The sequence below is a fragment of the Streptomyces marokkonensis genome (assembly GCF_039539045.1).
GTDB classification, from domain to species: domain Bacteria; phylum Actinomycetota; class Actinomycetes; order Streptomycetales; family Streptomycetaceae; genus Streptomyces; species Streptomyces marokkonensis.
Map to the genome: position 1 here is coordinate 29488 of NZ_BAABCQ010000003.1, position 13237 is coordinate 42724.

General features: G+C 77.6%; 2 protein-coding genes (1 of these 2 cut by a window edge). Both read left to right on the top strand.

The window, feature by feature from the left end; genetic code table 11:
* Positions 1 to 6441, top strand: the 3' portion of a protein-coding gene (locus tag ABEA26_RS01300) for a beta-ketoacyl synthase N-terminal-like domain-containing protein (protein ID WP_345588325.1). The gene continues 627 nt to the left of window position 1, outside the view; only the last 6441 of its 7068 coding nucleotides appear in the window; its start codon lies off the left edge, out of view; the stop codon is at positions 6439 to 6441.
* A complete protein-coding gene (locus ABEA26_RS01305; protein ID WP_345588327.1) occupies positions 6438 to 13232 on the top strand; it encodes an SDR family NAD(P)-dependent oxidoreductase in 6795 nt (2264 codons plus the stop codon). Before ABEA26_RS01300 ends, ABEA26_RS01305 begins: the two co-directional genes overlap by 4 nt.
* Positions 13233 to 13237: the final 5 nt, after the last annotated feature.

Sequence of the window (13237 nt, forward strand, 5' to 3'; positions counted from 1 at the left end):
GGCGCGGTGTCGCTGCACCTCCCGCAGGCGGGCTACCCGTCCTCCCCCGGCATGATCCTGTCCCCCAGCGGTGTCTGCCGCCCCTTCGACGCACGCGCCGACGGCACGGTCTTCGGCAACGGCGGCGGCGTGGTGGTGCTGCGCCGCCTCGCCGACGCGCTGCGCGACGGCGACCCGGTGCGGGCCGTGGTCCGCGGGACCGCCGTCAACAACGACGGCGCGGACCGCCAGGACTACCAGGCCCCCTCCCCCGCGGGCCAGGCCGCCGCCCTCAGCGAGGCCCTCGCCGTCGGAGCGGTGGCTCCCGGCACGGTGGGCCTCGTGGAGGCCCACGGCACCGGCACGCCCCTCGGCGACCCGGTGGAGTTCTCCGCCCTCCGCGAGGCGTACGGCGACGGTCCGGGTGCGGTCCCCTGCGCCCTGGGGTCCGCCAAGTCGGTGGTGGGGCACCTCAACACGGCCGCCGGCCTCGCCGGGCTCCTCAAGTGCGTCCTCGCCCTCGAGAAGGGCATCGTCCCGCCCCAGTACGGCTACGAGACCCCCAACCCCCTGCTCGGCCTGGCCACGAGCCGCTTCTTCGTGCCCCGGACGCCCCAGTCCTGGCCGGTGCCCGAGGGGCTCCGGCGGGCTGCCGTCAGCTCCTTCGGCATCGGCGGCACCAACGCGCACGTCGTCCTGGAGCAGGCACCCCCGCTCCCGGCGCGGGACCCGGAACCCGTCGCCGCGCCGGTGCCCCTGGTCCTGTCGGCGCGGACCCCCGAGGCGCTGCGGGCGTCCGCCGAGCGGCTCGCCGCGCACCTGGAGAGCCAGGACCACACCGACTCCCTCGACGCGGTGGCCCGCACGCTCCGCGAGGGGCGCGGCAGACTGCCCTGCCGCCTGGCCGTGGTGGCCCGGGACGTGACGGAGGCGGCACGGGCCCTGCGCGCACGCGCGGCGGACGACGCCGCGGACGCACCAGCCACCGCCCTGGAGCGTGCGGCGCGGGCGTGGGAGGCGGGCGAGAGCGACGACGTGCCGCGGACCGGCCCGGACACCGGCCGGCCCCGGCGGGCGCGGCTGCCCGGCTACCCCTTCGACCACAGCCGCAGCTGGCCCCTGGGCGCCCCCCGGAACGACCCGGCCGACCCCGCCAGCCCGGCCGACCCGGCCGGGCGCCGGACGGAGGGCCCCCGCGGCATGGTGCAGCGCAACACCTCCACACTGCGCGGAGTCTCCTTCGAGCGGGATCTCGACCCGGGCGAACCGCTGCTGGCCGACCACGTGGTGGGAGGCAGGCCGGTCCTGCCCGCCGCCGCGTCCATGGAGTTCGTGCGGGCCGCGTCCGCCGCGGCGGCGGGTGCGCGGCCGCACCGGCTGGAGGACCTCACCTTCCGGCAGCCTGCCGAGGCCGACGGGCCCCTGGTGCTGCGCGCCGAGGTGAGCGGCGACGAGACCGCGCTGACCGTCACCGTGACCTCCGCGCCGCCGTCCGCCGACGCCGGGCCTTCGGACCGCCGCGACCACGTGACCGCGCGCGTGCCGGCACCGGCGGACCCGGCGGCACCGCCCGCACCGCCCCCGGCCGCCGACCTCGCCGCGCTCCGCGAGCGGTGTCCGTCCTCGCTGGCCCCGGCCGACCTGTACGCGCTGTTCGACCGGCACGCGGTGCACTACGGCCCGCTGTACCGGGTCGTCACCGAGTTCTCCTTCGGCGAGCGGGATGTCGTGGCGCGCATCCGCTCGGGAACGGCGGACGGACCGGCCGGGGCGGTGCTGCCGCCGGCCCTGCTGGACGGCGCCCTGCAGACGGTGATGGGCTTCCTCGCGCACGGCGGCGGTGCGAGCGAGCGCTACCTGCCCTTCGCCGTGGAACGCCTCGACGTCTTCGGGCCGTTGCCGACCGAGGTGGTCGCGCACGCCAGGCCGCAGCGGCTGGCGGGCGGCGGCGCGCGCGTCCGCAAGTTCGACATCACCCTGTACGACCCGGACGGCGGGACGTGCGCGGAGCTGAGGGGTCTGGCGCTGAGGCCCACCGTGCCGGCGGGCGGCGAGTCGGGCGGTGACGGCCCTGCCGTACGGGTGCTCGCCCCGGTCGACGTCCCGCTGCCGCCCGCGCGGCGGACCGGCTCCCCGGTGGCGGCGGGGCCGCTGTTCGTGCTCGGCGGCGCCCCTTCGCTGCGGGACGCGGTGGTCCGGCACCTCGGCCCCGCGACCGACCTGCCGGAGGGCGACGCCGCACTGGCCGGCCGCAGGATCGCGGCGGCGACGGCCGGCGCGGCCGACGGCGGTGCCGCCTCCCCGGACCGTCCGGTCGTCGTCTGGCTGGGCGTCCACGCGGCGGCCGCCGTCGGCCCGGACACCGCGGGGGACCGCCTGCGCGAGGCCGTGGCCCTGCTGCGCGAACTGCTGCGGCCTCTGGCCCGGACCGGGGCCGTGCTGCGCGTCCCCTACCGGTCCGGCGACCCGGGGCACGGGGCGGTCGGTGCCGGACTCGCCGCGCTCGGCCGCTCCCTGGCCCGGGAGAACCCGCGCTTCGACCTGTGTCCGGTGGGGCTGCCCGACGGGTTCCCGGACGACCGGACGGCCGCCGTCCTGGCCGCCGAGGCCGCCACTCCCGCGCCCGGCACCCGCCTGGTGCTCGTCGGCTCCGACGGCGGTCGCCGCACCCCGGTGCTCCGGCCCGCCACCCCGCGCGCGGGAGGCGGCCCCGGGTTGCGTGAACGGGGGCGGTACTGGATCAACGGGCACGGCCGGCTCGCGGCTCTGCTCGCGGAACACCTGCTCGCCTCGTACCGGGCCGAGGTGCTCCTCACCGGTCGCCGGGACCGGGCCCCGGACGACCCCGCCTGGGAGCGGCTGCGCGCGCTGGCCGCCCGTACCGGCGGATCGGTGGAGCACGTGGTCGCGGACACCACCGACGCCGCCGCCCTCGAAGCGGTCGCGGCCCGGCTGACGGCCGAGGGGCGCGCGCCGCACGGGGTGTTCCACTGCGCGGGCTTCCTGCGCGACGGCTTCCTGCTGACCAAGGACCCGGAGGCGGCCATGGCGGTGGCCGGGCCCAAGGTGCGGGGCACGGTCGCGCTCGACGCCGCGACGGCCGGGTTCGACCTCGACTTCTTCGTGGCGTACTCCTCCGTCTCCGCCGCCGTGGGCAGCGAGGGACAGGCCGACTACGCCTTCGCCAACGCGGCGATGGACCGGATCGCCGTGGACCGGGCCGCCGCCGTGCGGGCCGGCACCCGAACCGGCCGCACGCTGTCCGTCGCCTGGCCGTACTGGGCCGACGGGGGCATGACGACGCCCGTCGACCCGACCGAGCTGCTCGCCCCCTCGGGAGCCGTGCCGCTGCCGACGCGGGCCGGACTCGACGTCCTGGAGACGCTGCTGCGCGCCGACCCGGACGGACCGGTGTGCCCGCTGGTCTTCTACGGCGACCCGGCCGGCCCGTCGGCGTGGTTCCTCCCGGGCCCGGACGCCGACACCGGCACGGACACCGACACCGACACCGGCATCCACACCCACACCGGCACCGGCACCGGCACCGGCACCGGCACCGGTCAGGACGGCGCGGGCGGGGGTGAGGGCACCACCGCCGTCACGCCGCCCGTCCGCGACGACGCCGGTGACGGCACCGCCGCGCGCGACCCGCTGATCGTCGTGGTCCGCGAGGTGCTGGCCGAGGTGACGGGCCATCCGCTGCGGGCGGTGACGGCGGACACGCTCTTCGACGATCTCGGGGTCGACTCCCTGACCGGTATCCGCGCCGTGGAACGGCTCTCCGAACGGTTCGGGCGCCTGCCGCGCACCCTGCTCTTCGAATGCCGCAGCGCCGCGGAGATCGTCGCCCACCTGCGCGCCGAGGGAGCGGAGAGCCGGCTGGAGCAGGCCGCCGCACCCGGCCCGGACGAGCAGGCGGCGCCCCCGCCCGACGGCCCCGCCAAGCCTCTGCCCTCGGCCCAGGCCCAGGCCTCGGCCCCGACCCCGGCACAGGCGCAGGCGCAGGACGGCGATCCGGAGCACGACGCGGCCGCCGGGCCCGACACGACCGCCGGGGACGACGGAGCCGTCGCCGTCATCGGGATCGCGGGCCGCTTCCCGCAGGCCGACGACCTGGACGCGTTCTGGCGCAACCTCCTGGACGGCCGGGACTGCGTCACCGAGATACCGGCGGACCGCTGGCCGCTCGAGGGGTTCTTCCGTCCCGAGCGCGACCGCCCGAACACGTCGTACGCGAAGTGGGGCGGGTTCCTCGACGGCATCGACCGTTTCGACGCCCCGCTGTTCAACATCTCGGCGCGGGAGGCCGGCACCGTCGACCCGCAGGCCCGGCTCTTCCTGGAGAGCTGTTGGGCGGCGATGGAGGACGCCGGGTACACCCCGTCCTCCCTCGCCCCCGACGACGACCCGCACCGCCCCCGGGACGTCGGCGTGTACGTCGGCGCCATGTACAGCGAGTACCAGGTGCACGAGGGCGAGGAGCGGCTGCGCGGCAATCCGGCGCATGCCAACAGCGCCTTCTGGTGCATCGCCAACCGGGTCTCGTACTTCTTCGGCTTCGAGGGTCCCAGCATCGCCCTGGACACCGCCTGCTCGTCGGGGCTCAGCTCGCTGCACTCGGCGTGCCGGGCGCTGCTCGCGGGTGACTGCGCGGTCGCCCTGGCGGGCGCCGTCAACGTGACGGTCCACCCGAACAAGTACCTGATGCTCAGTCAGGGGCGGTTCCTGTCCAGTGACGGACGCTGCCGCAGCTTCGGTGCCGGCGGCGACGGCTACGTGCCCGGCGAGGGGGTGGCGACCGTCGTCCTCAAACCGCTGGCGGCCGCCCTTCGGGACGGCGACCAGATCCACGCGGTGATCCGCGGCAGTGCCGTGAACCACGGCGGCCGCACCAACGGTTACACCGTGCCCAACCCGCGCGCCCAGGCCAACCTGGTGGGCCGGGCGCTCGCCGACGCCGGCCTGTCCGCGTGGGACCTCGACTACGTGGAGGCGCACGGCACGGGCACCGCGCTCGGCGACCCGCTGGAGATACGCGGCCTGGCCTCCGCGTTCGGCCGCGACGGTCGCGTCGCCGGGGCGGACGCGCGGGGCCGGGACCCGCGCTGTCCGATCGGCTCGGTGAAGTCGAACGTCGGACACCTGGAGTCGGCGGCCGGGATGGCCGCGTTCGCCAAGGTCCTGCTCCAGTTCCGGCACCGGACGCTGGTGCCGTCCCTGCACGCGGACCCGCCCAACCCGGAGATCGACTTCGCCGCGACCCCGTTCACGGTGCAGCGGCGGGTCGCCGCCTGGGAACCGGCCAGGGCGGACGGTCCGACAGCGCCGCTGCGGGCGGGGATCAGCTCGTTCGGCGCGGGCGGGAGCAACGCCCACGTGGTGGTCGAGGAAGGGCCGCGACGCGGTGCGGCGCCGGCCGACGACGGCCGGCCGCTGGTGGCGTTCCTGTCGGCCCGTACCCCGGCCGCCCTCGCCGAGCTGGCCGGGCGGCTGCGCCGGTACCTGGTGCGGGCGCGGGCGGAGGGCACCCCGCCGGCCCGCGCCGACGTGACGTACACCCTGGCCGTCGGCCGGACGCAGTTGGGCACGCGGGCCGCGGTGCACCATCGCGACGAGGAGGAGCTGCTGGCCGGGCTGGCCCGGATCGAGTCGCGGGGCGGCGCTCCCGACACCGGGGAGCAGGAACCGGCGGCCGGGGCCTGGCTGCGCGGAGACCGGGCGGACCTCGTGGAGCTGTGCGGTGCGGCGGGGCGGGGGCGACGCGTCACGCTGCCGCCGTATCCGTTCGAGCGCATCCGCTGCTGGTACGACAACCAGCTCCAGCGGCTGGACGACGCCGCGGGATCGCGGGGGGACACGGACGCCGGGGTCCTGGTGCGGGGCGACCTGAGGGACTTCGGGCGCGCACCGCGGCCGGCACCGGACACACCGCCCGCCGAGGCGCAGGCCCCGGCGCCCGCCCCGGCCCCGGTCGCGGCGCCGACCCCGGTGGCGACGACGACCCCGCCTCCGGCCCCGGTGGCGACGCCGGCACCGACTCCGGACCCGGTCGCGACTACGGCACCGGTCGCGGCGCAGGTCCCGGTCCCGGCCCCGAGCGGGGAGCCCGGCTCGGGTCCCCGCGTCGACCGGATCAGGGAGACACTCCTGGACATCCTCGGCGCGGTGCTCTACGAGGACCCCGACGCGATCGGCGCCGACCGCCCGTTCGAGGAGATGGGCCTCGACTCGCTGCTGACGGAGGAACTGACCGTGGCCCTGCGCGAACGGCTGGATCTCACCCTGGAGGTGCGGGCCCTCTACGAACACACCACCGCCGACCGGCTCGCCCGGCATCTCGCCGCCTCGGTCCCGCCCGCGCCGGAGGCCGGGGCGGGCTCACCCGACGCCGTGCTCGACGCGCTGGCGAGCGGCGGCATCGGCCTGGAGGAAGCCGTCTCGCTGCTGGAGGCGAGCCGATGACCCACGACGACGAGAGGAAGCCGTCCGGTATGAGCGAGCCGTCCGGTACAGGCACACGGGAGATCCTGGGCCGGTTCACCGCCGGCGAGCTGTCCAAGCACGAGGTCCTGGCCCTGCTGACCGCCCCACCGGCGGGCCCGCCGGCACCGGAGGCCGCGCCGACACCGAGGGCCGCGCCGACACCGGTGGCCGCGCCGGAAGCGGGCGCCGCACCCCTGCCCCCCTCCCCCGAGCCGGCCGGTCCGGCCCCCCGCGGCGACGTGCCCGGGACGCCCGAGCCGATCGCCGTCATCGGGTGCGGTGCCAGGTTCCCGGGCGCCGACGGGCTCGACGCGTTCCGGCGCGTGGTCCGCGAGGGCCTGGACACCGTGGGCGAGGTGCTGCCGGACCGCTGGCCCGTCCAGCGCTGGTACGACCCGGACCCGGCCGCGCCCGGCCGGTCGCTCTCCCGCTGGGGCGGCATGCTGGAGGACGCCGCCGGCTTCGACGCGGAACTGTTCCGGATGACCCCGCGCGAGGCCGAACTCGCCGACCCGCAGGCCAGGCTGTTCCTCCAGGAGTGCTGGCGGGCGGTGGAAAACGCGGGGTACGCGCCGCCGGACCTGGCCGGGACGCGCTGCGGCGTGTACGCGGGCGTGATGCTCAACGACTACGCCCACCGGATCGAGCGCTCCAGCCCGCACTCCCGGCTGCCGCAGGTGATGCAGGGCAACTCCCAGTCGATCCTCGCGGCCCGGGTCGCCTACCTGCTCGACCTCGCCGGCCCCGTCGCCGCCGTGGACACCGCGTGCTCCAGCTCCCTCGTCGCCCTGCACCAGGCGTGCCAGGCCCTGTGGCTGGGCGAGGCGGACATGATGCTGGCCGGCGGGGTCACCCTCTACACCACCGAGTTGCCGTACATCTACATGAGCAAGGCGGGGATGCTGTCCCCCACCGGCCGGTGCCGCCCCTTCGACGCGGCGGCGGACGGCTTCGTGCCCGGTGAGGGCAGTGCCGTGGTCCTCCTCAAGCCGCTGCGCCGGGCGCTGGCCGACGGTGACCCCGTCCAGCTCGTGATCAGGGCCTCCGGCATCAACCACGACGGCGCGAGCAACGGGCTGACCGCGCCCTCTCCCCGCGCCCAGACGGCACTCGTCCGGGACACCTACCGCCGGTTCGGGATCGACGCCTCGACGATCGACTACGTCGAGTGCCACGGCACCGGCACCCCCCTGGGCGACCCCTTGGAGATCTCCGCCCTGAACGACGCCTTCGCCGGCGTCACGCCGGCCGCCGGACACGTTCCGGTGGGGTCGGTGAAGGGCAACGTGGGGCACAGCTCGGCGGCGGCGGGGCTGGCCGGACTGTTCAAGGCGATGGAGGTGGTCGTCTCGGGGCGGGTCCCGGCCACCCCGCACTTCACCGAGCCCAACCCGCGCATCCCGTTCGGCCAGGGACCGTTCCGGCCGGTCGGCCGGCCCGTCGGCCTGCCTCCCGTGACGGGGCGGCCCTGGCGGGCGGCCGTCAGCTCGTTCGGACTGAGCGGGACCAACGCGCACGTCGTGGTGGAGGCACCCCCGGCGCGCCGTGCCGGCGAGGGCACCGGGGCGGTGCTCGTCGTGCTCTCCGCGCGCGGTCCGGAGCTGCTCACCGCCGAGGCCCGGGCGCTCGCCGACTGGCTGGCCGGCCCGGACGCGGACGCGGACCTGACGGTGCACGACGTGGCCCGTACGCTCGCCCACGGCCGGGTCCACCGGGAACGGCGGCTGGCCGTGGTGGCCGAGGACCGGCACGAACTGGCCGCGGCACTGGCCGCGTTCGCCGACGGGCGGACGGCGGGGCCGTGGACGGTCACGGACCCGGGCGACCCCGGCGGCCGCCCCGCGCCGGACCGGGAGCCGTCGCCGGAGCAGCTCTACGCACGGCTTGCCGCCTCCGGCCCGGCCGCCCGTGACGACCTGCTGGCCCTCGGCCGGCTCTGGACCCACCGGCGCCCCGTCGACTGGCACCGGGTGTTCCCGCCGGGCCTCGGCCGAAGGGCCGCGCTGCCCGGTTCGGTGCCGTCCGCGCGGCGCTACTGGGTGGAGGAGGACGCGGGGACCACCACCACCGCCGTCGCCACCGCCCGCAGGGACGGCGCCGACCTCGCCGCCACCGCCACCGGCACCGGCACCGAGGGCGGTGGCGCGCCGGGCGGTCCGGAGCGTCCGGCCGCCGGCGCGGGAAGCCTCGCCGCTCCCCCGGCCGCGGGCCCGCCCGCCCGGTCGCTGGACGGCGTCAGCCTCTACGTACCCCGGTGGCGGCCCGAGCCGCCGCCGGCGCCCGGGGACGCGCCGGGACCGCTGCTGGTCGTCACGGACGCGATGACCGTACGGGAGGGTGTCCACCCCTCCGGGGCACCGGACGGGCTGCTCGCGGCCCTCGCCCCGCAGTGGTCCGGGGCGGTGCGGCCGGTGGGACCCGGCGGCGAGCCCGTCCGTGCGGTGGCGGAGCCGTCGGCCCACGCGCGCGGCGAACGGGTGACCGTCCTGGTCCCGCTGCCCGCCGACGCCCCGCAGCCCTGCTGGGCTCCGCTGTTCGGTCCGGTCCGCGAGGTGCTGACCGGGCTGTGGAAGCGGTCGCTGCACCTGGTGGTGGCCGCCGAGGCCCCCTCGACGGCACTGGCCGCCGCCGGGTTCGTGCAGAGCCTCTCGCACGAGAGTCCGCGCCTGACCGGCCGGGTCGTCCTGGTGGACCGGCTCGACGCGGGCTGCGCGGCCCCGCTGGCCCGGGAGTGCGCGGATCCCGACGCCCGGTCGGGCCGGATCGTGGACCTGCGGGCGGGCCGCCGGCTCAGCCGTGTGCTGCGCCGGATCGACGCGCCGGGCACGACGGGCCGTCCGGACCTCCCGATCCGCACCGGCGGCGTCCACCTGATCACCGGTGGTCTCGGCGGCCTCGGCCTGCTGACGGCCCGCCACCTCGTCGAACGGCACGGCGCCCGGGTCGTCCTGTGCGGCCGGCGCCCGCTGGAGGCGCTCGCCGACACCGACCGCGCCGCCCTCGCCGGCCTCGGCGCCTCGGCGCGCTACGCACCGGTGGACGTCACGGACACGGCGGCCGTACGGGCGCTGGTCGCGAACGTCCTGGGCACGGAGGGAGCCCTGCACGGGGTGTTCCACGCGGCCGGGCTGCTGCGCGACGCCTACCTCGTCCGCAAGCGGCCCGAGGACGCCCACGCCGTGATCGGGCCGAAGGCCGACGGGGTCCGCGCCCTGGACGCCGCGACCGCGGACGTCGCGCTGGACCTCTTCGTGCTGTACGCGTCGCTGTCGGGCACCGTGGGCAATCTCGGTCAGTCGGACTACGCGACCGGCAACGGCTTCCTCGACGGTTTCGCCGAGGCGCGCGGGGCGGCCGTGTCCCGGGGCGAACGGTCCGGGCGCACCCTCTCGGTGGGCTGGCCGCTGTGGCGGGACGGCGGGATGTCCGTGCCGGACGCGGTGCTCGCCACCATGCGCGAGCGCACGGGATCCGAGCCCCTGCCCATGGCGACCGGACTGACCGCGCTGGAAGCGCTCCTGGCCCTGCCCGACGCGCCCCCGGTCGTGGCCGTGCACCACGGGCGACGGGAGCCCTGGGAGGCGACGCTGGACGCCTTCCGGGTACTCGACTCCTCGGGCCCGGAGGCGGACGGCACGCACGGGGAGCGTGCACACGCCCCCGTCCCGGCGGTCCCCCCGGCCTCCCCGCCGGTCGCACCCGCTGTGTCCCCGTCCGCCGAGCCCGCACCGGCCGCCCCTGTGCCGGCCGCGCCGCCCGCGTCCGCCGGCCCGGGCGGCGGGGACGTGTCCGACCGCGTGCGCCGGGTCGTCTCGGAGGTGACCGGGATGCCGCCGCAGACGGTGCGCATGGGGGCCGCGCTGCACGACCTCGGTTTCGACTCGCTGACGCTGCGGGCGCTCGCCGACGCCCTCACCGCGGGCGTGGCGCGCGTCTCCGCCCCGGAGATCTTCGCCGCGGCCTCCCTCGACGACCTGGCCACGCTGCTCGGGCCCCGGACCGGCGAGGCACCGGCACCCGGCCCCCGGGCGCCCGGCCGACCCGCTCCGGCGCCCCTCCCGCCGCCCCTCCCGGCGGCCACCGCCACCACCGCGCCTCCTACCCCGCCTTCGCCCCCGGCCCCGGCTCCGGCTCCGGCTCCGGCTCCGGCTCCGGCTCCGGCTCCGGCTCCGGCTCCGGCCACCGTGTCCGCTCCCGGGGAGGACCGGATGCCGGTCCCCCGGGAGGACCCGGCGCCCGGACTCCGCACCGGTCCCGGCGAACGGCGGTCCGCGGACGCACTGGCCGTCGTCGGCATGAGCGGCCGCTATCCCGGCGCGCCCGACCTCACGACGTTCCTCGCCAACCTGCGCGAGGGCCGCGACACCTCCGGGCCGGTCCCCCGTGACCGCTGGCGCCCGGGTTCGGCCGTCGACGACGTACGCGGCCACTTCCTGACCGGGATCGACCACTTCGACGCGGACTACTTCGGGCTGAGCACGTACGAGTCGGCCCTGGTGGACCCGCAGGAACGCCTGCTGCTGGAGACGGCGGTGGAGGCCCTCGAGGACGCCGGGGCGCTCGGGGAACGGCTGGACGCCCTGTGCGACGACACCGGGGAACCGCGCAGCGTCGGTGTGTTCGCCGGCATCACCTCCAGCGACTACCAGAAGGTGGGGATCGAGACCTGGGACCGGGGCAACCGCACCGTCCCCGCCGGGCACTACTGGAGCACCGCCAACCGGATCTCCTACCTGCTGGACCTGCGGGGGCCCAGCCAGCCCGTGGACACCGCCTGCTCCTCCTCCCTGACGGCCCTGCACCTCGCCGCGCAGGCCATCGAGCGGGGCGAGTGCGCCGCGGCCCTGGTGGCGGGCGTCAACCTCTACCTTCACCCCTCACGGCTGCTGCTGCTGAAGGAGTTCGGGTTCCTCTCGCCGGACGGGCGGTGCCGCTCGTTCGGACGCGGGGGCACCGGCTTCGGCCCGGGCGAGGGGGTCGGCGCCGTGGTCGTCAAGCCGCTGGAGCGGGCCCTCGCCGACGGTGACCAGGTGTACGCGGTGGTCCGCGGCACCGCCGTCGGCCACGCCGGGCGCGGTCACGGCTACACCGCCCCGAGCCCGCAGGCGCAGGAGCGGGTCATCCGCCGGGCGCTCACGCGGGCCGGAGTGGACCCCGCGACGGTCGGCCTGATCGAGGCGCACGGCACCGGGACGGACCTGGGCGACCCGATCGAGGTCACCGCGCTCACGCGGGTGTTCGGCGGGCGTGCCGGGGCGGGCGGCCCCGCCCCCGTGGCGCTCGGCTCGGTCAAGTCGCAGATCGGACACGGTGAGTCCGTGGCGGGCCTGGCCGCGCTGACCAAGGTGGTGCTGCAACTGCGCCACGGCGAACTGCTGCCGACCCTGCACGCCGACGAGGTCAATCCCGCGCTCGACCTCTCCGCGGGGCCGTTCGCCCTCACGACCGGGCACTCCGCCTGGCCCGCGCCGGACCGGCCGGGCGGCGGTGCGGTGCCGCGCCGCGCCGGGGTCAGTTCCTTCGGCGCCGGAGGGGTGAACACGCACGCCGTGCTGGAGGCGTACGACCCGGTGCTGCACGGTGCGGGGAGGCGGGCGGGCCGGCCCGCCCCGGACGGCGGCGCGGCCCGGGCACCGGTGCTGGTCCTGCTGCGGGCCCCCAGTACGGCGCACCTGGCCGCGTCCGCCGGACGGCTCGGGGCCTGGCTGGACGACACCGGCGGTCCGGGACCCGGCACCGACCTCGGCGACCTGGCGTACACCCTGCGGAGCGGGCGTGCCGAACAGCCCTGCCGGCTGGCCTGCACCGCCCGCACGACGGCGGAGCTGGCCCGTACCCTCGCGGCCGTCGCGGCCGCCGGCGCGGCTCCCGGTGCCCCGTTGCCGCCCGGGGTCCACCTCAACGACGTACGGTCCCACCCGGCCGACACCGAGTCCTTCGTGGACGACGAGGCGCTGCGGTCGTACCTGACCGCACTGTGGACCGCGGGAGAGCACGGCCGGGTCGGCCGCCTGTGGACCCAGGGGGTGCCGGTGCGCTGGAGCGAACTGGCCCCCGGGGGCCGGATCGTGCCGCTGCCGCCGCCGGCCTTCCTGCACCGGCGCATCTGGGTGGAGGCCACCGCCCCGACCAACGGCGCGACGCCTGCCGGTCACCCCGCCCCGACCAACGGCGCGACACCCGCCGGCCATCCGGCCCCGAGCCTCGCCATGACCAACGGTCACTCCGTCCCGGACACCCTCGCCACGGCCGATGGCCGCCCGGCCCCGGACACCGGCGCGACGGCCAACGGTCACCCCTCCCCGGACACCGGCGCGCTCAACGACGGGCCGCACGCGTCCGCCGGCCCCGGGACGCGCCCGGACCGCGGCCCGGGGCGGCCGAACCCCACCGCGCCGCCGGGTGCCCCCGCCGGTGCCCGTCCGGCCGGCGACGCGGCGGACGCCGGGGCGGACGCCGGGGGCGGCGAGCGCGCGGCGCTTCCGACGGCGCGGCCGCACCCCGGGTACGACGACGTGCTCGCCCGTCTCGTCGCCCTCGTCCGGACCCGCGTCCCGGACCCCGGGGCCGGCGTCGAGCCCGAGCACTCCCTGACCGGGCTGGGCATGGACTCGCTGAACCTGATGAGTCTGCGTTTCGCGGCCGAGGAGGAGTTCGGGGTGGAGCTGCCGCTCGACCTGCTCGGCGGCGACGCCCCGCTCACCGCCCTCGCCGAGCGGATCGGGGCCCCTGCCGCCGGCCTGCCCCGCCACCCCCGCAACCACTCCTGAAGGAG